The sequence below is a fragment of the Rhizobium sp. No.120 genome, from assembly GCF_054558365.1.
Genome location: NZ_BAAJNQ010000007.1, coordinates 188,133 through 209,693, shown reverse-complemented (window position 1 = coordinate 209,693; position 21,561 = coordinate 188,133). Strand labels below are relative to the sequence as shown.

The following is a 21,561-nucleotide window of genomic DNA, read 5'->3' as shown; positions in this document are numbered from 1 at the left end:
AAAAGACACCGGCCGTAGGGCCGGTGCCGAAAAACGCCTGAGCGGGCTCAGCTGGCGCGGCGCATGCGCGAGCGCGGCATGCTCGTCTGATCTTCGAACAGCGATGCAAGCTGCTCCGTCATGGCGCCCGCAAGCTCATCCGCATCGACGATGGTGACGGCACGACGATAGTAACGCGTCACGTCATGGCCGATACCGATTGCCAGCAGTTCCACCGGCGAACGCGTTTCGATCTGGTCGATGACGGCGCGCAGGTGCCGCTCCAGATAATTGCCCGGATTGACCGACAACGTGGAATCATCGACCGGTGCACCGTCCGAGATCATCATCAAGATGCGTCGCTGCTCGCGGCGACCGAGCAGGCGGTTATGTGCCCAGATCAGTGCCTCGCCGTCGATGTTTTCCTTGAGCAAACCCTCACGCATCATCAGCCCGAGGTTGCTGCGAGACCGTCTATAGGGTTCGTCCGCGGACTTGTAGATGATGTGACGCAGGTCGTTCAGCCGGCCCGGCGTTTGCGGCTTGCCGCTGGCAAGCCACTTCTCGCGCGCCTGCCCGCCCTTCCATGCCTTAGTGGTGAAGCCGAGGATCTCGACCTTCACGCCGCAGCGCTCCAGCGTACGGGCGAGGATGTCGGCACAGGAGGCGGCGACCGTGATCGGCCGTCCGCGCATCGAGCCGGAATTATCGATCAGCAGCGTAACTACCGTGTCGCGGAACTGCGTGTCGCGCTCCATCTTGAAGGACAGCGCCTGCGTCGGGTCGATGATCAGGCGCGGCAGGCGAGCCGGATCGAGATAGCCCTCTTCCAGATCGAAGTCCCAGGAGCGGTTCTGCTGCGCCATCAGGCGACGCTGCAGGCGGTTTGCCAGCCGGCCGACGGCGCCCTGCAGATGGGCGAGCTGCTTATCGAGGAAGGCACGCAGGCGCTCGAGCTCGGCCACGTCGCAAAGCTCCTGCGCGGTCGTGGTCTCGTCGAACTCCTCGGTATAGACGTGATAGTCGACCTTCTCGTTAAAGTCGGCGAAGGGCGTATTCGGACGGCGGGTCTCGCCCGGCGTTTCGGAATCTTCCTCGCCCTCTTCGCTCATATCGTCGTCGGAGATCTCGCCGCCGTCTTCGGTGGCGCCGTCTTCCATCTGCTCGTCGGAAGCTTCGCTGTCCTCGGCTGGAGCGGCATCAGAACCTTCGTCTTCCTTGACGTCGTCGTTGTTCTGATCCTCGCCGCTCGGCTTGTCCTCTTCGCTCTGCTGGTCCTCACTGTCGGGTTCCGACTGCTCGTCACCATATTCCTCGGCCATTTCCATTGCCGTCAGCATGTTGCGGACGACTCGGGCGAAGCTCTGCTGGTCGTTGATGGCAGACAACAGGTTGTCGAGCTGACCGCCGGTCTTTTCCTCGATGAAGGGACGCCAGAGGTCCAGCACCTTGCCGGCGCTTTCCGGCGGCTTCTGACCGGTCAGCTTCTCGCGCACGATCATCGCCATGGCCTCGCCGATCGGTGCATCCTCGCGCCGTTCGATACCGGAGAAATTCGCCTTGGCGTATTTCTCCGTATTCATGGAGTTGAGGTTGGCGGCAACGCCGCTCATGCGCAGCGAGCCGATCGATTCGACACGGGCCTGCTCGACGGCATCGAAGATACTGCGGGCATCCGCACCCTGTGGCGCCATGACGGCATGGACCCGGGCGTCGTGGCAGGCAAGCCGCAGGGCCATCGAATCACCGAGGCCGCGGGTCACCGCGAGCTCATGGGCTGTCGGCCGCTTCGAAAGCTCCGGCAAGCGAATGCGCTCGCCGGTCATGCCCGGGCGTTCATTGGCAAAGGCCACCTCGACCTCGGCATCGCCTGCGATCGAGCGGACACAGCCGGTGATCGCCCGGCGCAACGGCTCCATGTCCACCGGGGCGCCCGGCTTCGCTTTGGAATTATCTCCGCGACCTGACATGATGTATCGGCTTTTCCTTAAAGCAATTCCAGGAAAAATGCATAGCAGTTTTCTATCCGGAATTGCGTCAAAACAAAAAGATAGAACGTTCTCGCGTTTCTATGAAAAGCGGAAATGTTCTAGGCTTCGAGCACGATGTTGGCGGCACTTTCCTTCAGCTCGACGCCGAACGCGCGCTGATAGTGCTCGGCGACCAGCGGCCGCTCCAGCTCATCACACTTGTTGAGGAAGGTGACGCGGAAGGCAAAGGCGACATCGCCGAAGATTTCCGCATTTTCCGCCCAGGTGATGACGGTACGCGGGCTCATGACGGTCGACAAATCGCCATTCATGAAGGCGGCGCGCGTCAGATCGGCAACGCGGACCATCTTGGATACGGTGTCGCGACCCTTGTCGTTGCGGAAGGACTTCACCTTTGCCAGCACGATATCGACTTCATTGTTGTGCGGCAGGTAGTTCAGTGTCGTCACGATCGACCAGCGGTCCATCTGCGCCTGGTTGATCTGCTGCGTGCCATGATAGAGGCCGGTCGTGTCACCGAGACCGATGGTGTTGGCGGTTGCGAACAGGCGGAAGGCCGGGTGAGGACGGATGACGCGGCTCTGGTCGAGCAGCGTCAGGCGACCTGACGATTCCAGTACGCGCTGGATGACGAACATCACGTCCGGACGGCCGGCGTCATATTCATCGAAGACGAGCGCGACATTGTGCTGATAGGCCCAGGGCAGAATGCCATCCTTGAATTCCGTGACCTGCAGGCCATCCTTGACGACGATCGCATCCTTGCCGACGAGATCGATACGGCTGACATGGCTGTCGAGGTTGATACGCACGCACGGCCAGTTGAGCCGGGCGGCGACCTGCTCGATGTGGGAGGACTTGCCGGTGCCGTGATAGCCCGAGATCATCACGCGGCGGTTATGAGCGAAGCCGGCAAGGATAGCGAGCGTGGTCTCGCGGTCGAAAAGGTAGTCCGTATCCAGATCGGGCACATAGGCACTGCCCTGGCTATAGGCGGGCACGCGGATATCGGAATCAATGCCGAAGACTTCACGAACCGAAACGGTGGTATCGGGGATCTCGGAAATATCAAGGTCAATCTTGCTCATCATGTCTCCAGGGCGGGTGGCTCTAACCCTGCCATATCAAACTCAGCCGATCTATCCGAAGCGCCGCAGCTTTTTCTCCGCATCCGTTCGGTCGGAACAGCGGCGATACTTCTCCGGGACTAAAGCAAAATCTCGGCGCGATATATGATCGCTTGCGAGCATCCTTGAACAGAGTCCCGGACAAGAAACGCCGCGTCCGGAAAGTTGACCGAGGTGCAGCCAGCCAAATGCGCACCCTGCCGCGGTTGCCCGCAGCTTCAGCCGATTTGGACCATACCTGATTGAAGGCGGAGAGCAAGGACGGGAATTAACAAAAACCGTTCTGTTTCAATAATTGATAGGCCTGAATGACCGCGCGAAAACGCTCTTCCGAACCCCGATCGCCGCCATTGGCATCGGGATGGTGCATTTTCACCAATTCCTTGTAGCGGCGCTTGATATCCGGAGCCGAGGCATTGGCGCCGAGCCCCATCGTATCGAACGCTTTCGCTTCCAGCGTTTTCAGCTTGCGCTGCTGCGGGAAACGCGGACCGCGGCCCTGTCCCTCGCCCTCCTTGACGAAGCCGAAGGGATCGCGGACGCGGCTATAGGCGCCGGAGCGGATGTCCGATTGCAGAGGGCTGTTCTTGGCCGCCTTGTTGACACCAACGGTCCAAGTCGGACGATGGCCAGTAATGGCTTCCTTCTGGTAGCGCGCGATCTCCCCGTCCGAAAGGCCGGAGAAATAATTATAGCCCTTATTGTATTCCTTGACGTGCTCGAAGCAGAACAAAAAGAATTGCCCCTCCGCATTGCGCCCCACCGGGGCGCGATGCGTACCGTGCTTGTCGCAGCCATCCCACTGGCACGTCGGCGGACCCTGTTCGGGCTCTTGCGCGCGCTTGCGGCGGGTGCGGATACGATCGAAATATTTTGAATCAAGTCTCATGGCGTCCTAATTATGGGGCCTTGGATACCCCACAACAAGAATTGACAAACAGGAATGTTATAGGCTTTGTGGGAGCCTTTTTTTAGAGCGAGGCCGAAGCGGGAATATGGAAACGACACTGCAATCCCGCATTGAGCGGAAGCTCACCGACGCCTTCGCGCCAGAGCGCCTTGCCGTTATCAATGAAAGCCACCTTCACGCGGGTCATCAGCCCGATATGACCGGAACCGGCGAGACCCATATAAGAATTCGAATCGTTTCCGCCAAGTTTTCCGGCATGCCGCGCCTGGCGCGGCATCGGGCGATCAATGAATTGCTGAAGCCCGAGCTGGATGCCGGGCTGCATGCGCTGGCCGTGGAGCCAGCGGCACCCGGTGAAGCCGTTCGCTGGTAGTCATCGGTGATGATTCCTAAGGAACCTTCGTCTCTTCCGTCTCGGCAGGGCGAATGCGCAGCTTGGTTATACGGTTCTTTTCCCGTTTCATCACGATAAAGCGTTTGCCGTAAAAGGTGAAAGCCTGCCGCTCTTCCGGAATGGTCATTGATTCGTGGATGACGAGGCCGGCAATCGTCGTTGCCTCTTCATCGGGCAAATCCCAGTCGAGCGCGCGGTTCAGGTCGCGAATCGGTACGACACCGTCAACAACGATCGAGCCATCGGCCTCCTGCCGCACGCCCTGGATATCGAGATCGTGCTCATCGGCGATATCGCCTACGATCTCCTCCAGAATATCTTCCAGGGTGACGATGCCCTGCACCTCGCCATATTCATCGACAACGACGGCGAAATGCTGCTTGCGACGCAGGAAGGCGTTGAGCTGGTCTTCCAGATTGGTGCTGTCGGGCACGAACCAGGGCTTTTGCGCGATCTTGACTATATCGAGATTTTCCGGCTCGACATTACGTTCCGCCAGCGCCCTCAACAGGTCCTTAGCATGCACGACGCCGATGATGTTGTCGATCGTGCCGCGCCATAGCGGCATGCGAGTATAAGGACTGTCGAGGATCGCCCGCACCACTACCTCAGGTGGATCGTCGGCATTAATGGCACGCATCGCTGTGCGATGCACCATGATATCGGACAATTCCAGCTCGCCAAGATCGAGCACGCCGCCCAGACGATCACGGTCAGCCTTGACCACGGACCCTTCGCGGTGAAGCAGGTCCACGGCGCCACGCAGCTCCTCATGCGCCGACAGCATCGAGACCTCTCTGGAGAGGTTGATGCCGAACAGACCGAGGATCCAGCGGACGATGGCATTGACGAAACTTGAGATCGGTCCGACGACAGCGACAAACAGCTTGACGGTGCTGGCCACGTTGAGCGCGAAGCGATCCGGCGTCGAAATCGCCCAGCTCTTCGGCAACACTTCGGCGAAGATGACGAGAATTACGGTCATTGCAGCGGTCGCCAATGCAACACCCGAATTGCCGAACAGGCCGAGGAAAACGCTCGTCGCCAGCGAAGAGGCCAGAATGTTCGCAAGATTGTTGCCGATCAGCAGGGCGCCGATCAGCCGGTCGCGCCGCTCGATCAAGCGGCGGACGATGCCCGCACTTTCGTCTCCATTGGCCTCAAGCGTGTGAATTCGGCTACGCGAGGCGGCGGTAAGCGCCGTTTCAGATCCGGAGAAGAAGGCCGACAGCAGCACGAGTACGACGATCGAGACGATCTCGGGCCAATATTCCCATAAAACAGCCAGCGTGCCCTCGACGGTCATTAGGGATGTTTTTCCTTTAGGAAGCTCAAGACTTCGGAAGACGGCACGTCGTCGGCAACGAAGGACTGGCCGATGCCATGCGTGAGGATGAAGGTAAGCTTGCCGCTCTTGACCTTCTTGTCCTGCGCGATCGCATCCATCAGCGCTTCGGCCGGCGGCAGTTCGCCCGGAATATCGCCCATCCGCGTTGGCAGGCCGACAGCCTTGAGATGCGCCTCGACGCGCTTTGCGTCATCGGGGCTTGCGAGATTAAGGCGCGCCGAAAATTCATGCGCCAGCACCATGCCGATCGCAACACCCTCGCCATGCACCAGCCGGCGGCTGTCATAGGCGGTTGCGGCCTCCAGCGCATGGCCGAAGGTGTGGCCGAGATTGAGCAAGGCGCGCGGTCCGTTTTCACGCTCGTCGGCAACGACCACATCGGATTTTGCCTGGCAGCTCGCGGCAATTGCCTCGATGCGGGCCGCGCCACCCGAGAAGACTTGCCTCCAGTTCGCCTCAAGCCATGCGAAGAAATCCGGCTTGTCGATCAAGCCGTATTTGGCGACTTCGGCATAGCCGGCGCGGAATTCGCGCTCGCTCAGCGTATTCAGCACATCGGTGTCGGCAAGCACGAGATCGGGCTGGTGGAAGACGCCAACCAGGTTCTTGCCGTGATGGGTATTAATGCCGGTCTTGCCGCCGACGGACGAATCCACCTGCGACAACAACGACGTCGGCACCTGGACGAAACGAACGCCGCGGCGCACGATACCGGCGGCAAAGCCCGAGAGATCGCCGATGACGCCGCCGCCAAGTGCGATCACCGCATCGTTGCGCTCCACGCGCGCCGTCAGCACCGCATCGCAAACGGTGATCAGATGTTCGAAGCTCTTGGTTTTTTCGCCGGCCGGCAAAACGAGGCTCGAAGCCTGGATGCCGGCTGCTTCAAGGCTGTCCACCAATGGGTCTAGATAGAGCGGCGCGACATTTTCATCGGTGATAATGGCGGCCTTGCGGCCCTTCAGCCGCGTTGCAATCTCTTGGCCTGCCCGGGCGATCAGGCCGGGACCGATCAGGATGTCGTAGGCACGCTCGCCGAGAGGCACGCGCACGAGACGCTCCGCGGAAGCCGGTGTGATCGCATTCATGGCAATTTGCTTTCTGTCTTCTTTCTCTCGGCGATGGCGGCAAGGACTTCATTGACCATGATATCCTTGCCGACATCGCGGGACTGAACCGTGATATCGGCCTCCGCATAGATCGGATAACGCGCATTCATCAGGTTTTCGAGGGTCTGTTTCGGATTCTCTGTCTTCAGCAGAGGGCGCGTGTCACGCTTGTTGACCCGATCCCACAGTACGTCGAGATCGGCCTTCAGCCAGACGGAAAGGCTGCCGCGCTTGACATGCAGCCGCGTGCTTTCGTTGATGAACGCACCGCCGCCCGTCGAGACGACGCGTGGGCCGCCCTTGAGGAGCCGCTTGATGACGCGCGTTTCCAACGCCCTGAACTCCTGCTCGCCATAGGCGGCAAATAGTTCGGCGATCGTCATGCGCGACACGCGCTCGATCTCTGCATCCGTATCGACGAAAGGAAGGCCGAGCTGCTGCGCAACGGACCGACCGATCACGGATTTTCCCGCTCCCATCAATCCCACGAAGACGAGATTGCGCTGACCCAGCGCACCGCGCGCCCTGTCTTTGAGGCTTTCGTCAAGGGTCAGAACTTGTTCACTCATCGGCCCATTCACAATTTCTTTGGAAACGGTATCGTCAAATGCGCCGGTAGCGTCAAGACACCGCTGCCGTAAACATGTCTGCAATATCCTTCGGCTAACTCTTGAAGGAATATAATGATTGCGCATCGCCGCGCCACTGAACGGCGAAGGAGAGTTTTCGAATGCCTACCCTGTTTCGCTTCCTTGTCATCTGCGCGGTCATCGCCGGATCGATATATGGAGCGATGTGGGCTCTCGTGCTCTTCGTCGATCCCCAGCCGCGCGATGTGACGATCCGCATTGCCCCCGAGCGCCTCAACCCGCCGGCGACAGGTTCGGTGAAACCATGACCGCGCAAGCCGGGAATGTACGAGCGAGCAAGAGAGATCTGGGGCGAGTGCATCTGGAAGCCTTTTTGGAGATGATGAGCGCCGAGCGGGGTGCTGCGGTCAACACGCTGCAATCCTACGAGCGCGATCTCGACGATCTCCATTCTTTTCTTTCCAGGCAGGGCGTCCGCTTGACGGAAGCAAGCCCCAACGATCTGGCCGCCTATCTCTCCAGCCTCTCGAGCCAGGGCTTCAAGCCGTCCTCCCAGGCGCGCCGCCTCTCCGCCATGCGGCAATTCTACAAGTTCCTCTACGCCGAAGGTCTGCGCACGGACGATCCCACCGGAATTCTCGATGCCCCCAAGAAGGGCCGCGCGCTTCCGAAGACGATGGGCGTCGAGGAGGTGACGAAGCTTCTGAGCCAGGCGGAGCAGGAAGCGGCGGTCGAAGGGCCTGATCGGCTCCAGCGCCTGCGTATGTTGGTCCTTCTGGAAATGCTTTATGCCACCGGCATGCGCGTGAGCGAGCTCGTCTCTCTACCGGCGAAGGTCTTGGATCAGGAAGGCCGCTTCCTGATGATCCGCGGCAAAGGCAACAAGGAGCGGCTCGTGCCGCTGTCGCAGACCGCCATTTCGACCCTGAGAGCTTATGGGCGCCTGCAGGCCGCCATTTCAGCCAACTCAAACCAGCCGCTGCCCGAAAGCCCCTGGCTTTTCCCCGCCGCTTCCAAGCAGGGTTATCTGCCGCGTCAGGTCTTCGCGCGCGATCTCAAGGATCTTGCCATCCGGGCCGGTCTGACACCTTCGATGATTTCGCCGCATGTGATGCGCCATGCCTTCGCAAGCCATCTTCTAGCCAATGGCGCGGACCTGCGCGTCGTGCAGGAACTTCTCGGTCATTCGGACATTTCGACGACACAAATCTACACACATGTGCTGGAAGAACGCCTTCATCAGCTGGTCCAAACGCATCACCCCCTTGCCAAACAGGCAAAAAAACAGGATTAGGACCGGCATACAGGCTCAAGCCGCCATCTCTCGTCACGGGCAAAAGGATCGGAAACGCACCTCATGCACAATTATCTGGACTTCGAAAAACCCATCTCGGATCTCGAAGGCAAGATTCACGAGCTCAAGAAACTGGCGAGCGAAGACGAAAGCATCGATACGTCCGAAGAAGTCGGACGGCTTGAAAGCCGCGTCCGCGAGGCGATGGTCGACATCTATTCAAAGCTTAACGCCTGGCAGAAGACGCAGGTCGCTCGTCATCCGCAGCGCCCGCATTTCGTCGACTATGCCAATACGCTGTTTACGGAATTCACGCCGCTCGCCGGCGATCGTCAATTCTCCGAGGATGCCGCCATCCAGGCAGGTTTTGCCCGCTTCCGCGGTCAGCCGGTCGCCCTCATCGGCCAGGAAAAAGGCAACGACACCAAGAGCCGCCTGAAGCACAATTTCGGCAGCGCCCGGCCGGAAGGCTACCGCAAGGCGATCCGCATTCTCGAAATGGCCGACCGCTTTCAGCTGCCTGTCATCACGCTGGTCGATACCGCCGGCGCCTATCCAGGCGTTGGGGCAGAAGAGCGCGGCCAGGCTGAAGCGATTGCCCGCTCGACCGAGATGTGTCTCGGCGTGAAGGTGCCGATCGTCTCCATCGTCATCGGCGAAGGCGGTTCGGGCGGCGCGATCGCGATTGCCGTCGGCAACCGCGTCTATATGCTCGAACATTCGATCTACAGCGTGATTTCGCCTGAAGGTGCGGCATCGATCCTGTGGCGCGATTCAACGCGCGCCAAGGAAGCCGCCACCAATATGAAGATAACCGCCGATGATCTGAAAAGCCTCGGCGTGATCGATGGCATCATTCCCGAGCCTGTCGGCGGCGCGCATCGTGATCCGAACGCGGTGATAAACGCGGCCGGCGAGACGATTGCAAACGCGCTTGCAGACCTTTCCAGCCGTTCGGGCGAACAATTGCGTAGCGACCGCCGCCAGAAATTCCTGAACATCGGCCGCAATCTCTAAGCCGCATTCGGAAAAAGTGATCGCGAAAAACGGGAATGAGGCCAAACCTTGGCCACATTTCCGTTATCGAAGCTATTGTGGCAAAGAAAAGCTTGCCGACGCGCTGCGGGCACGTCATAGGCTGGTAAGGAATTTTCAAGTATAAGCCATCTATGATTCCGTTTCATGCTTCGAGGGGAGTGGCGAAACAGATCGAGCTGCCACTCTTCGCATTTATGGACCAAGTCAGAATGCGCATTCGACACCTTGCCTATGTTTCCCTGATGGCGCTGGCGCTCGCCGGCTGTAACGACGCGCTGGACACCGCGTCGATCGACCTGTCGACGGTGAAGAACAAGGTCGAACAGCCGCTTCCGAGCCATATCCTCGCCGACATGGCTAAGAAGGGGATGGACCGCAACTCGCCGATCATGATCCGCATCTTCAAGGAAGAAGGCGTGATGGAGATCCTCAAGGCGAACCAGAACAACCGTTTCGAAGTCATCGCCGATTACAAGATCTGCGCCTGGTCCGGCCGTCTAGGCCCGAAGGTGAAGGAAGGCGACCGGCAGGCACCGGAAGGCTTCTATATGCTGACGCCGGCCAACCTGAACCCGAATTCGAAATATTACCTCGCGATCAACACCGGCTTTCCGAACCGCTACGATGCCGCCAATGGCCGCACCGGCAACAATCTGATGATCCACGGCGCCTGCTCGTCGTCCGGCTGCTATTCCATGACCGACCAGCAGGTGCTGGAGATCTATGCCTTCGCGCGCGACGCCTTCAAGGGCGGCCAGAAGGCCGTTCAGCTCGAAGCCTTCCCCTTCCGCATGACGGCGGAAAACATGTGGAAGCATCGCCTCAGCCCCAATATCGAATTCTGGAAGATGCTGAAGGTCGGCTACGACAATTTCGAAGTCACCAAGCGCCCGCCCGAAGTCGAGGTCTGCGAGAAGAAATACGTCTTCAACCAGCAGGCCAGCGGTCCGTTCAATGCCGGCGGCAAATGCCCTGTCATGACGACGCCGCCTGCCCTACAGATGGCGCTTGCGACCTATGACAAGCAGTATCAGGCGGACTATGCCGCTGCCTCGAAGAAGTTCGACGGCATGGCCTGGTACGACCCGACCGAAGCCGAGCGCAAAGCCATCGTCGCCAAGCAGCGCAAGGGCCATGATCTCGCCTATGCTCCGACAGGCACCGCACTTGCTGCTGGCAAGATGATGAAAGTCGCCGATCTCGAATCGATGATGTCAAACCAATCGGCGCAGCAGATTGCACGCGGCGGCACGGTGATCAGCCCGACGAGCAATCCGACGACGGCAAGTATCCGCGTGGCGGCAGCGAGCCCTGCGGCAGGCGCACCGGTGGCGACTGTGCAGCAGCCCGCCGCCGGTCCGGTCGTCGCAGCCAACGTTCCGGCAAATGTGCCGATCCCGACGGCGAACCCGATGAACTCCGGCCTCAATGCGCTCGCCTATGCGCCAGCTCCGACCGTCGAGACCGCGCAGACCGAGGCCAAGAAGCCGCCGTTCTGGAAGTTCTGGGCCAAGAGTGAATAGTCCGGATACCGAGATCTACGATCTGCGGGGGCTGAAATGCCCCTATCCGGCGATCAAGACGGAAAAGCGCTTGCGCGGCATGGCAACAGGCGCAACATTGGCTGTGGAAACCACGGATCCACTCGCCGTCATCGACATTCCCCATCTCTGCAACGAAAAGGGTCACACGCTTCTCGCAAGCGAGAAGACGGATGGCGGCCATCGATTTGTAATCCGCAAGGGCTGATCGGCTTAAGGGCCATCCTCGTGATTCGAGGGTCGCTACGCTCCCGCCTCACCACGAGGATGGAGCGACCGCCGCCTTCTCTTCGATCATAGGCGACGTGCGGCCAAGATCAGCCTCACCCTGAGCCTGTCCAAGGGCGAGGCGGGTTGTTAAATCTCATCGAGATTTAAAACTTCATCCCGGGCACGGCCAACGGGTTGTCTTCCAGCGCCGCTCTATCGGGCGTATCGATGCGCGGCTTGCTGAGAAAGGCGTCGAACAAGCCCTTCACGAAATCCTCGGGCAGATCCTTGGTGATGATGACCATGCGGGTGCGTCGGTCTTCCGGATCGGGCCATGCGGGCAGGCGCACCGGCGGATGGAAGATATTCTGCACGCCATGCAGCACGACAGGACGCTCCGGCCGATCGGAGACGGCAATGATCGCCTTCAGGCGCAGGAGCTTTTCGCCATGGGCCGAACGGAGGAGATCGATGAACATTTCGAGCGCCATCGGATCGATAGGCTGCGTCTCGACGATCGAGAAAGACCGGATCGATCCGTCATGGCGGGTGACGTCATGAGCGTGCTGATGCCGGTGGCCGTGGTGGTGCCCATGATGATGGTGATGATGATCATGATGGTGGTCATGGTCGTGGTGATCGTGCGCATCATGGTGATGATGATCGTCGTCCGCCTCCAGCTCGTCCTGCAGCCAGCGACCGACATCGGCAATCTTGGACGCCGGGTCATAGAGGCCGTTGACGAGAATGGCGGCGCGGCCGGCCTCGTCGCTATCGGCATTCAGGATCTGCGCGCGCGGATTGAGCCCCCTTAGCCTGCTCTCCAGCTGCGCTTCCGGCACGGCGCCGGCAATCCCCGTCTTGGACACGATCAGACGGTCGGCGACCGCCACCTGCTTGCGCGCTTCTTCGTGATTGTCGAACGTCTGCAGGCCATTGACCGCATCAACGACCGTGATGACGCCGTCCAGGTCGAAATTGGTTGCGATGATCGGATTGCCCATGATCGACTGCATGACGGGAGCAGGATCGGCAAGGCCGGTCGTTTCGATGACGACGCGCTTCAGCGGCCGGATGCGGCCGGTCTGCATGGCGTCCATCAGGTTCGCCAGCGTATCCACCAACTCGCCGCGCACCGTGCAGCACAGGCAGCCATCGGAAAGCTCGATGATGGAATCGCCGGAGCTTTCCACCAGCAGATGATCGATGCCGACATCGCCGAACTCGTTGATGATGACGGCCGCATCGCGCATAGCCTCATCCTTGAGGATGCGGTTGAGCAGGGTCGATTTACCCGCACCGAGGAAGCCGGTCAGGATGGCAACCGGCACTCTTTGCTGCGAAACGCTCATGATTCCTGTCCGATATTAGAAAGTGGGCCGCGGCATCGGGACCGGCACATTGGACGCGCCGCCGGAGATGGCGATCTTATTGTCCCTGGTCGCCTTGTCGCCTTTCGCCGTCACATCGTCCTTGTCGCCCTTGGCGGCCGTTGCGATGTCCTGGCCGCCGATCAGGCCGGCATAGACGAAATTGGGCTCGTGATCCATTTCGTGGATGTAGGGCGACTGCACCTTGGTGCGGCCGAACGGATCACGGGTTTCGCTGCGCGCCTGCGCGCCCTTGGTGCTGCAGATGTCGGCCGTGACATCGGCGACGTCGGCCGCGACCGGCGCATCGGGTCTGAGGGTCGCCAGCGTGTCACGGGTGGACAGCTGGTTCTGAAAACCCTTTTCCAGGAGATTGGCGGAATCATCGGCGCGCGCCGCCAGGCTGTCGGTGCCGAGGACGACCGAGATCAGCGTACGACCGTTGCGGGTTGCCGAGGCGATCTGGTTGAAGCCAGCCGCGCAGATGAAGCCGGTCTTCATGCCGTCGGCGCCGTCGAAGCGTCCGATGAGCATATTGATGTTCGGCACCTGCTTGACGCCGTTGGTGAAGCCCTCGAGCGAGAAATAGCCGGCATATTGCGGAAACTCGCGGCGCAGCGCCACGCTGAGAATGGCAAGATCGCGCGCCGTCGTATATTGCCCCTTGCCGGGCAGGCCGTTCGGATTGATGAAATGCGAGTCGCGCATGCCGAGGCGCGCGGCTTCGGCATTCATCCGCGCCACGAAGCCCTGCTGCGAGCCGCCGACCGTCTCGGCCACGGCCATGGCAAGATCGTTTGCCGATTTGACCAGCATCATCTTCAAGGCATTGTCGAGCGTCATCTTCTGACCCGGCTTGAAGTACATCTTCGCCGGCGGCTGTGCGGCAGCAAGCTTCGACATGATGACGGGCGTATCGAGACGGACCTGACCGGATTGGATGGCGCGGAAGGTGACATAGGTCGTCATCAGCTTGGTGAGCGAGGCGGGATACCAGCGGCGAAACGCCTCCTGCTGGTCGAGAACGCGTCCGGTGCTGACATCGACGAGAATATGCGGATTGGCTCCGGCCGTTTGTGCGGTCGACAGGAAAAGCATGGATGCTGCTGCGGCCATAGGAACGAGCCGCAGGGCGGCATACAAACGATTCTGCTTCGTCGGCACGATCTATCCTTCAGAAGTCCGGAATTTTCTCGAAAGCTTCGTCTATTTAACCTATATGGCTAGGAGAAGGCAAAGGCGATTGACGACTTTATTTCCCGATGGCACGCCACAAGGGCCGCGATAAGCTGGCCGAGGCAATGTCACGGACCCGCAGGTTGAACCAGAATCGATATTGAGCAGCAGGAAAATCAGCATATGCCGATCTTGAACAGAGCCGCAGAACTCCAGGGCGAAGTAACCGAGTGGCGCCGCCATATCCATGCGCATCCCGAACTTCTCTATGCGGTTGAGAATACGGCCGCTTTCGTGGCCGAGAAACTGCGCGCCTTCGGGGTCGACGAAGTGGTGACCGGCATCGGCCGCACCGGCGTCGTCGGCCTGATTCGCGGCAAGGGCGAGGGCCGCACGATCGGCCTGCGCGCCGACATGGATGCCCTGCCCCTTACCGAAATCACCGGCAAGCCCTATGCCTCCCAGACTCCCGGTAAGATGCATGCCTGCGGCCATGATGGCCACACCGCCATGCTGCTGGGGGCTGCGAAATACCTCGCCGAGAACCGCAATTTCAATGGCAACATCGCCGTCATCTTCCAGCCGGCCGAAGAAGGCGGCGCCGGCGGCGACGCCATGGTCAAGGATGGCATGATGGAGCGCTTCCAGATCGCTGAGGTCTATGGCATGCACAACATGCCGGGCCTGCCCGTCGGCCATTTCGCCATCCGCAAGGGTGCGATCATGGCCGCGACGGATGAATTCACCGTCTCCATCAAGGGGCTCGGCGGCCATGCCGCCATGCCGCACAAGACGATCGATCCGATCGCCATCGGCGCGCAGATCGTCTCCAATCTGCAGCTCATCGCCTCGCGCAGCGCCAACCCGCTGAAATCGGTGGTCGTTTCCGTTACCAAGTTCAACGCCGGCAATGCACACAACGTCATTCCGAACGATGCGAGCTTCGCCGGCACCGTGCGTACGCTCGATCCCGAAATGCGCGACCTTGCCGAGCAACGCTTCAAGCAGATCGTGACAGGCATTGCTGCAAGCCATGGCGCGGAAGCCGAGATCGAATTCCACCGCAACTATCCGGTCACCTTCAACCATGCCGACGAGACCGATCACGCGATTGCGGTGGCCGAGGAAATCGCCGGCGCGGGGAACGTCATCCCGAACATCGACCCGATGATGGGCGGCGAGGATTTCTCCTACATGCTGCTCGCCCGCCCCGGCGCCTTCATCTTCGTCGGCAACGGCGACAGCGCCGGCCTGCACAACCCGGCCTACGACTTCAACGACGAAGCCATCGCCCACGGCATCTCCTACTGGGTGCGCCTCGCCGAACAGCGCCTCAACGCCTGAGGCTCGTCTCCGATACCTCCGCGTGGTCTTTGAGGCTGCGCGGAGCCCGCTTAAGACAGATTGTCTCCACGACGCAAAAAGGCTTGGCTTCGGGCCTTTGCTTTTGTATGGATCATGCCGAGTGGTCTCGTAGCTCAGCAGGATAGAGCATCAGATTCCTAATCTGAGGGTCACGCGTTCGAATCGCGTCGAGATCACCATTATTTTCAATAGGCCCAAATCGCATTAAATTTGTGGCGCAGCGCGATCTTTCGCGCAGATCGGCGTTAGCTTCGGCACGGCAAAACTGGTTCGCCAACGCTCGTCTCGGCTCTAGGCGGGTGCTTTCTGGGAAAGCGTGCTAATCACACGCATGCTTCCTTCGATTCGTTTGCTCTAATCATATCTGGAGTAGGCAGCAATCAAATGTGCTCCGGACCTCCTGGGATCGCTTTTTGGAGTTCATCCATGGTCTATTGATAGCCAGCCACTGCTGCGTCTGTGACCGGCGATATTTCGATCTTCGCGAGGCCGACTTCGGAAGCTGTCTTGGATCTGGATGCTCGATCGCAATGGCTTGAATGCGCATGAACTTGTCCGAGCAGAAACCCGATTTTGTAAGCGTCTGAACCTTCTTCCATGATGCAAATCCTCCGTTTTCAGGTGTGCTGTAACGCGCAAAACCGAGTGGCACAGCGCGCAAGTTCAAATGGCAACCAAAACATATTTCTGGAGAGATGCCATTGCTGACATAGAGACACCATCATAGCGTTAGCGTCCCATAGGGCGCGCGACCCGCATCGCGTTCTTCTGAGATCGTGTTAGCTTTTGCACACAGAAGTTGAATCGCGAACGCAACCAGCTATACACAACGAAAGAGCGACAAACCTAAAACAGGAACAACCGAATGCGCGTGGCATTAGCTCTAAGCTGCTTCGTCTGCGGAATAATGACATCCTGCACCCCCTCGACGCCCCGGAGTCCAGAAGCCTACCAAAAAGCGGCGACCGAGGCTTTCATCGATTGCTTGAAATCGAAGGTCGCCCAAATAGACGATTTCAAATCGGACGCATTAGCGATAGCGGTCGCGGCGCAGGCGCTATGCCAACGGCAGAAACATGATGTGGAAGTCGCTTTTGCAGGGGGGTTATCGTATCTGGCAGCTCAGCGCTTTATCGCCAAGATGGAAAAAATGAGTCTTTCGGCAACGACGGAAATGGTTCTGGAGCAACGGAAGGCGCGAAAGGCTCCCAAGATAGGCGTGACTCACGTTCCGGCCGCGTAGATTTCGACCGGCTTGATTGCTTCTTAAATCAAGCCGTTTCCCAATCTTTCATTTCGCCGTTCCGCAGCCTGCGGCGATCACGGGCTTTTTCATGCGTCTCTCCGAAGAGGCAATGCAGGCTGATCCCTGTCGGACGCAGGGTGAACGCGAACTTATCACCCCACCGCGATTCTATTCCTCACCAGCCGCACGCCAGGAATGGATTCCGCAACCGCGGTTGCCCGCGTCACCTCCTGAAAGGTCGCGACCGAACCGTGCAGGCGGATTTCCTGGCCTGCCGCAATCACGGTGACATCGGAAGCATCGATTCCGCCAGCGACGGCGAGCGCGTTGGCAACGGCGGATTCCAGCGCCGAGCGCCTGGCCTGCTCGTTTTCCAGATAGAGCTCCATGCCGTGAAACGTTGCCGCCTTGAAAACCATTCGTCACCTCCGCACTCAGGTGGTCGGAAAACGCAGCAGTTTGCATTTGGTTCAATGCAGATTGAAAAAAATATGACTAATTGCACACTCGCTTTCCGCGTGTGCTGACAGAGAGCCGGCTGCATGGCTCCGGACTTGCCGCTCCCGGCAATCCCCTGTAGAGCCATGGGAAGCAGCAGCAAATGCGGATACCTGAATGAACACCGCCAGCAAGGGGCGTCGGCGCCTGACGATATTGGGTTCGACCGGCTCCATCGGCCAGAATACGCTCGACGTCATCGCCCAACTTGGCGGACGCGATGCCTTCGATATCGCCGCAATTACCGGGCACGACAATATCGGCCTGCTGGCCGCGCAGGCCAGGGCCTGCGGCGCCGCCTTTGCGGTGACGGCCAAGGAAGAGCGCTATCTGGATCTGAAGGATGCGCTGGCCGGATCGGGCATCGCCGTCGGCGCCGGCAAGAATGCCTTGATCGAAGCCGCTTCGATGCCCTCGGATTGGGCGATGGCGGCGATCGTCGGCACAGCTGGCCTCGCGCCGACGCTGGCAGCCGCCCGCCGCGGCGCCGATATCGCGCTCGCCAACAAGGAATGTCTTGTCTCGGCAGGCGATCTCTTCGTGCGCGCCGTTGCCGAGGGCGGCGGCCGTCTGATCCCGGTCGACAGCGAACACAGCGCCATTTTCCAGGCGCTGGAAGACGACCAGCAGCATGCGGTCGAACGCATCATCCTGACCGCATCCGGCGGCCCCTTCCGCACCTGGACGCGCGAGCAGATGGCCAATGTCACGCCAGCGATCGCGCGCGCCCATCCCAATTGGTCGATGGGTTTCAAGATCTCCATCGGCAGCGCCTCGATGTTCAACAAGGCGCTGGAAATGATCGAGGCCAAGCACCTGTTCAATGTCCGGCCCGACCAGATCGAGGTCGTGGTCCACCCGCAATCCGTGATTCATTCCATGGTCGGCTACACGGATGGCTCGGTGCTGGCGCAGCTCGGCTGTCCCGACATGCGCACCGCCATCGGTTACGCGCTGACTTACCCCGCTCGCACCAAGCTCAACGTCGACCGGCTGGATTTCGCCAAGCTCGCACGGCTCGATTTCGAGGCGCCGGATGAAGTGCGTTTCCCGGCGCTGCGCCTTGCCCGCACGGCACTGGAGCGCGGCGGCCTGCAGGGCGCCGTCATGAACGCCGCCGAGGAAATCGCCTTCCACGCCTTCGTCGATGGCCGCATCGGCTTCCTGGAAATGGCCGATATCGCCGAAGCCGTCATGGACGAGATGATTGCAACCGGCAGCGCCGACACGATGGATGCCGTCTTTGCAGCCGACGCGGACGCACGCCGCCGCGCCGCCGCGCTCGTCGCTCAGCGGGACAAAGCTGCGTAAGTAGAATCTTACTATAATAGCAACTTTCCGCATTCGCTACGCAACCGCATATACGGCGGTTGCCATTCCCGACAATGATGCTAGAGAGAAATTCCGGCTTCACTTTCAAGGGAATCACGATGCCGGATTTTTCCACGATCATTCTTTTTGGTGCCGCCGCGCTGGTGCTCACCGCCACGCCCGGTCCCGACATGCTTCTCATCGCCTCGCGCAGCGTCAGCCAGGGCCGCTCCGCCGGCTTCCTCACTTATGCTGGCATTGCACTCGGAACCTATTGCCATGCCATGGCGGCGGCCCTCGGACTGTCGCGGCTCTTCCTTACCGTGCCTGTCGCTTATGAGATCGTGCGTTGGGCAGGCTGCGCCTACCTGCTCTACCTGGCCGTCAAGACGCTCCGCTCGCAGGGTTCTGCGTTCGCGCCGTCGGCCGGGCTCAAGCGCCTTTCGGGTAAGCGCATCTTCGTCGAGGGCCTGGCGACCAATATTCTTAACCCGAAGATGGCCCTATTCGTGCTTGCGCTCTTCCCGCAATTCGTCGATCCCAGCGGCTCGATGATCCTGCAGATGGCCTTGCTCGCCACCATTCTCAATGGGATCGGCTTCCTGGTGAACGGCTCCGTCATCATGCTCGGCAGCCACATCCGCAGTCGACTCTCGGCGATCAAGCGCTTTCCGAAACTGCTGCAATATCTGCTGGCGACGGTCTTTGCCGGACTCGCCTGCCGCCTTGCTTTGGGAAGCCGCGGCTAACGTCGGCACAAACAATCATTGCGGAAATCGGCATCACGCCGATATTCCGCAATGAAGCGCATTTTGATTTTTCAGGCAGAAGCTGTCCCTTACGCAACGGCCCTTGCGAGCGCACAGCGAGACCAGAGCGCGTGCAGCGCACCGACCAGCTGTTCGATATCGCCATCCGAATGCAGCGGCGTCGGCGTGATGCGCAGGCGCTCCGTCTTCTTCGGCACCGTCGGATAATTGATCGGCTGCACATAGACGCCGACATCGAGCAGCAGGTCGGAAATCCATTTGCACTTGGCGGCATCGCCGACCATGACCGGCACGACATGGCTCGGGTTCGGCATGTGCGGAATGCCGGCCGCATCGAGCTGGGCGCGCAGCTTGCGCACGCGATCCTGATGGCGCATGCGTTCGAACTGGCTGACCTTCAGGTGCTGGATCGAAGCGACAGCGCCCGCAGCAAGCGCTGGCGGCAGCGACGTCGTGAAGATGAAGCCCGATGCGAACGAGCGGATGAAATCACAGAGCGCCGTTGAAGCGGCGATGTAACCGCCCATGACGCCAAACGCCTTGCCGAGCGTGCCTTCGATGACGGTTAGGCGATCCATCAATCCCTCGCGCTCGGCAATGCCGCCACCGCGCGGGCCATACATGCCGACGGCATGCACTTCGTCGAGATAGGTCATCGCGCCATACTTGTCGGCGAGATCGCAGATTTCCTTGATGGGCGCGATATCGCCATCCATGGAATAGACGGATTCGAAAGCGATCAGCTTCGGCGCCTTCGGATCGGCGGCTTTCAGCTTGGCTTCGAGATCGTGCAGATCATTATGCTTCCAGATGACCTTGTCGCACTTCGCATAGCGAATGCCTTCGATCATCGACGCATGATTGAGCGCGTCCGAGAAGATGATGAGGCCGGGAATGCGCGCGCCGAGCGTGCCGAGCGTCGCCCAGTTGGAGATGTAGCCCGAGGTGAAGATCAGCGCGGATTCCTTACCATGGAGATCGGCAAGCTCCTGCTCGAGCAGAACATGGTAATGGTTGGTGCCAGAAATATTCCGGGTGCCTCCCGCACCCGCGCCACAGTGATCGATCGCTTGCTTCATCGCCTCGATCACTTTCGGATGCTGGCCCATGCCGAGATAGTCGTTGGAGCACCAGACGGTCACTTCCTGCGGGCCGTTCGGGGTATGCCTGATAGCGCGGGGGAAATTGCCACTGCGGCGTTCCAGATCTGCGAAGATCCGGTAGCGGCCTTCATTGTGAAGACCTTCCAGCTCGCCCTTAAAAAATGCTTCGAAATCCATCATATGCTCCAGTACCGTGCGACCGTTTTCGAGAATGCCGGTTCACACGTCAACCCCTCCGCATTGCTTTCGCGCCCGCTGCGGCAAATGGCCCCTAATTTTGAACAATTCCAGACAAGAATAGCCAATCACATCAATTTGACAATCGAAACCATGCTGGAAACACTCTCTCCGGAGCGGAGGATAAACCCCCGCTCCGAGCCTGTTCGTGGCTAACTCTATGCCGCAGCCACGGCGCGTTTGGCCATGACTTTGATCAAATTGGCACGGTATTCCGCCGTTGCATGCAGGTCTGACAGTAACGATGACGGATCGACCGTTACGCCCGTAACAGCATCCGGCAGCCAGTTCGTCGCAAGCGCTTGCTCGAGCTCGGCATGACGGAACACGCCGTTTGCGCCGGCACCGGTAATTGCAACGCGCACGCCCCCTGCCCCCTTGGCGACGAAGACCCCCGTCATCGCGTAGCGCGAGGCGGGGTTGGGGAACTTGGCATAGCCTGCCCGTTCCGGCGCGTCGAAGGCGATGGAAGTAATGAGCTCCGCCCCTTCTAGCGCCGTCTCGAACAGACCCCGAAAGAAAGCGTCGGCCGCGATCTGGCGCCGGTCGGTGACGATGGTGGCATTCAGCGCCAGCATCGCTGACGGATAATCCGCCGCCGGATCGTTGTTGGCGACGGAGCCGCCGATCGTGCCCATATGCCGGACATGCGGATCGCCGATCATGCCGGCAAGGTCGCAAAGCGCGGAACAGACGGCACGGATCGGTGCCGAAGAGGCGACCTCCGCATGGGTGGTCGCCGCGCCGATCGTGACCCTGCGGCCATCGACGCGGATCCCCTTGATCGAAGGGATATGCCGGAGATCCACGAGATCGCTCGGCGATGCCAGACGCTGTTTCATGGTGGCGATCAGCGTCATGCCGCCGGAGACATATTTGCCTTCATCGGCATCAGACAGAAGCTTGACGGCTTCGTCGACCGAGGAGGCGCGATGGTAATTCGTTGCATACATT

At 60.0% G+C, this 21,561-nt stretch carries 21 protein-coding genes and 1 tRNA gene; 11 read left to right on the top strand and 11 right to left on the bottom strand.

Going from position 1 to position 21,561, the window contains the following annotated elements; translation table 11 throughout:
• Positions 1-47: 47 nt before the first annotated feature.
• From cobT to ACYJRZ_RS20560, 3 genes are all read right to left on the bottom strand, one after another.
• Positions 48-1,949: a cobaltochelatase subunit CobT gene (gene cobT, locus ACYJRZ_RS20570; protein ID WP_459462008.1), complete on the bottom strand. Its 1,902-nt coding sequence runs from the start codon at positions 1,947-1,949 to the stop codon at positions 48-50.
• 119 nt (positions 1,950-2,068) lie between these two features.
• On the bottom strand, positions 2,069-3,058 hold the full coding sequence (gene cobS, locus ACYJRZ_RS20565) for a cobaltochelatase subunit CobS (RefSeq protein ID WP_095436016.1): 990 nt from the start codon (positions 3,056-3,058) through the stop codon (positions 2,069-2,071).
• A gap of 307 nt (positions 3,059-3,365) precedes the next feature.
• Positions 3,366-3,986: a J domain-containing protein gene (locus tag ACYJRZ_RS20560; protein ID WP_092717659.1), complete on the bottom strand. Its 621-nt coding sequence runs from the start codon at positions 3,984-3,986 to the stop codon at positions 3,366-3,368.
• Between the two features lie 106 nt (positions 3,987-4,092).
• Between ACYJRZ_RS20560 and ACYJRZ_RS20555 the strand changes: the two genes are divergently transcribed.
• Positions 4,093-4,380: a BolA family protein gene (locus ACYJRZ_RS20555; protein WP_015341343.1), complete on the top strand. Its 288-nt coding sequence runs from the start codon at positions 4,093-4,095 to the stop codon at positions 4,378-4,380.
• 16 nt (positions 4,381-4,396) lie between these two features.
• Here the strand turns inward: ACYJRZ_RS20555 and ACYJRZ_RS20550 are convergent, their stop codons facing one another.
• Genes ACYJRZ_RS20550 through ACYJRZ_RS20540 form a run of 3 tightly spaced genes read right to left on the bottom strand, consistent with a single transcriptional unit; the run spans position 4,397 to position 7,427 of the window.
• Positions 4,397-5,707: an HlyC/CorC family transporter gene (locus ACYJRZ_RS20550; RefSeq protein WP_459462005.1), complete on the bottom strand. Its 1,311-nt coding sequence runs from the start codon at positions 5,705-5,707 to the stop codon at positions 4,397-4,399.
• On the bottom strand, positions 5,707-6,837 hold the full coding sequence (gene aroB, locus ACYJRZ_RS20545) for a 3-dehydroquinate synthase (protein WP_459462003.1): 1,131 nt from the start codon (positions 6,835-6,837) through the stop codon (positions 5,707-5,709). The genes ACYJRZ_RS20550 and aroB overlap by 1 nt, the downstream gene beginning before the upstream one ends.
• Positions 6,834-7,427: a shikimate kinase gene (locus tag ACYJRZ_RS20540; RefSeq protein ID WP_459462001.1), complete on the bottom strand. Its 594-nt coding sequence runs from the start codon at positions 7,425-7,427 to the stop codon at positions 6,834-6,836. The genes aroB and ACYJRZ_RS20540 overlap by 4 nt, the downstream gene beginning before the upstream one ends.
• A gap of 161 nt (positions 7,428-7,588) precedes the next feature.
• On the opposite strand from ACYJRZ_RS20540, the gene ACYJRZ_RS20535 reads away from it, so the two are divergent.
• The 5 genes from ACYJRZ_RS20535 to ACYJRZ_RS20515 all read left to right on the top strand — a co-directional run bounded on the left by ACYJRZ_RS20535 (position 7,589) and on the right by ACYJRZ_RS20515 (position 11,529).
• Positions 7,589-7,756 carry a hypothetical protein gene (locus ACYJRZ_RS20535; RefSeq protein ID WP_459461999.1) on the top strand — a complete coding sequence of 56 codons (168 nt, stop codon included), beginning with the start codon at positions 7,589-7,591 and terminating at the stop codon, positions 7,754-7,756.
• Entirely contained in the window at positions 7,753-8,742 is a 990-nt protein-coding gene (gene xerD / locus ACYJRZ_RS20530) for a site-specific tyrosine recombinase XerD (RefSeq protein WP_459461998.1), read from the top strand. Before ACYJRZ_RS20535 ends, xerD begins: the two co-directional genes overlap by 4 nt.
• Positions 8,743-8,805: 63 nt before the next feature.
• On the top strand, positions 8,806-9,759 hold the full coding sequence (locus ACYJRZ_RS20525; protein WP_459461996.1) for an acetyl-CoA carboxylase carboxyltransferase subunit alpha: 954 nt from the start codon (positions 8,806-8,808) through the stop codon (positions 9,757-9,759).
• A gap of 230 nt (positions 9,760-9,989) precedes the next feature.
• A complete protein-coding gene (locus tag ACYJRZ_RS20520; protein WP_459461994.1) occupies positions 9,990-11,303 on the top strand; it encodes a L,D-transpeptidase family protein in 1,314 nt (437 codons plus the stop codon).
• Positions 11,296-11,529: a sulfurtransferase TusA family protein gene (locus tag ACYJRZ_RS20515; protein ID WP_459461993.1), complete on the top strand. Its 234-nt coding sequence runs from the start codon at positions 11,296-11,298 to the stop codon at positions 11,527-11,529. The genes ACYJRZ_RS20520 and ACYJRZ_RS20515 overlap by 8 nt, the downstream gene beginning before the upstream one ends.
• Before the next feature lie 166 nt (positions 11,530-11,695).
• On the opposite strand, the gene ACYJRZ_RS20510 is transcribed toward ACYJRZ_RS20515, so the two are convergent.
• Positions 11,696-12,883, bottom strand: coding sequence for a CobW family GTP-binding protein (locus ACYJRZ_RS20510; protein WP_459461992.1), 1,188 nt, complete (start codon positions 12,881-12,883; stop codon positions 11,696-11,698).
• 15 nt (positions 12,884-12,898) lie between these two features.
• Positions 12,899-14,065, bottom strand: coding sequence for a D-alanyl-D-alanine carboxypeptidase family protein (locus ACYJRZ_RS20505; RefSeq protein ID WP_459461990.1), 1,167 nt, complete (start codon positions 14,063-14,065; stop codon positions 12,899-12,901).
• Between the two features lie 195 nt (positions 14,066-14,260).
• On the opposite strand from ACYJRZ_RS20505, the gene ACYJRZ_RS20500 reads away from it, so the two are divergent.
• The 3 genes from ACYJRZ_RS20500 to ACYJRZ_RS20490 all read left to right on the top strand — a co-directional run bounded on the left by ACYJRZ_RS20500 (position 14,261) and on the right by ACYJRZ_RS20490 (position 16,685).
• Entirely contained in the window at positions 14,261-15,421 is a 1,161-nt protein-coding gene (locus tag ACYJRZ_RS20500) for a M20 aminoacylase family protein (protein WP_459461988.1), read from the top strand.
• A 123-nt stretch (positions 15,422-15,544) separates the two neighbouring features.
• A tRNA-Arg gene (locus ACYJRZ_RS20495) sits at positions 15,545-15,621 on the top strand.
• A 686-nt stretch (positions 15,622-16,307) separates the two neighbouring features.
• The gene (locus tag ACYJRZ_RS20490) at positions 16,308-16,685 is read left to right on the top strand and encodes a hypothetical protein (protein WP_459461987.1); all 378 of its coding nucleotides are present in this window, start codon (positions 16,308-16,310) and stop codon (positions 16,683-16,685) included.
• 155 nt (positions 16,686-16,840) lie between these two features.
• On the opposite strand, the gene ACYJRZ_RS20485 is transcribed toward ACYJRZ_RS20490, so the two are convergent.
• On the bottom strand, positions 16,841-17,107 hold the full coding sequence (locus ACYJRZ_RS20485) for a BON domain-containing protein (RefSeq protein ID WP_459461985.1): 267 nt from the start codon (positions 17,105-17,107) through the stop codon (positions 16,841-16,843).
• A gap of 196 nt (positions 17,108-17,303) precedes the next feature.
• Between ACYJRZ_RS20485 and dxr the strand changes: the two genes are divergently transcribed.
• Both dxr and ACYJRZ_RS20475 read left to right on the top strand, forming a co-directional pair.
• Complete coding sequence (dxr, locus tag ACYJRZ_RS20480) at positions 17,304-18,497, top strand: 1-deoxy-D-xylulose-5-phosphate reductoisomerase (protein WP_459461983.1); 1,194 nt, start codon at positions 17,304-17,306, stop codon at positions 18,495-18,497.
• Positions 18,498-18,616: 119 nt separating this feature from the next.
• Positions 18,617-19,246, top strand: a complete 630-nt coding sequence (locus ACYJRZ_RS20475) for a LysE family translocator (RefSeq protein WP_459461981.1) — start codon at positions 18,617-18,619, stop codon at positions 19,244-19,246.
• 89 nt (positions 19,247-19,335) lie between these two features.
• On the opposite strand, the gene hemA is transcribed toward ACYJRZ_RS20475, so the two are convergent.
• Positions 19,336-20,547 carry a 5-aminolevulinate synthase gene (gene hemA, locus ACYJRZ_RS20470; RefSeq protein WP_459462143.1) on the bottom strand — a complete coding sequence of 404 codons (1,212 nt, stop codon included), beginning with the start codon at positions 20,545-20,547 and terminating at the stop codon, positions 19,336-19,338.
• Between the two features lie 218 nt (positions 20,548-20,765).
• On the bottom strand, positions 20,766-21,560 hold the full coding sequence (locus ACYJRZ_RS20465) for an FAD binding domain-containing protein (RefSeq protein ID WP_459461979.1): 795 nt from the start codon (positions 21,558-21,560) through the stop codon (positions 20,766-20,768).
• Position 21,561 lies beyond the last annotated feature (1 nt).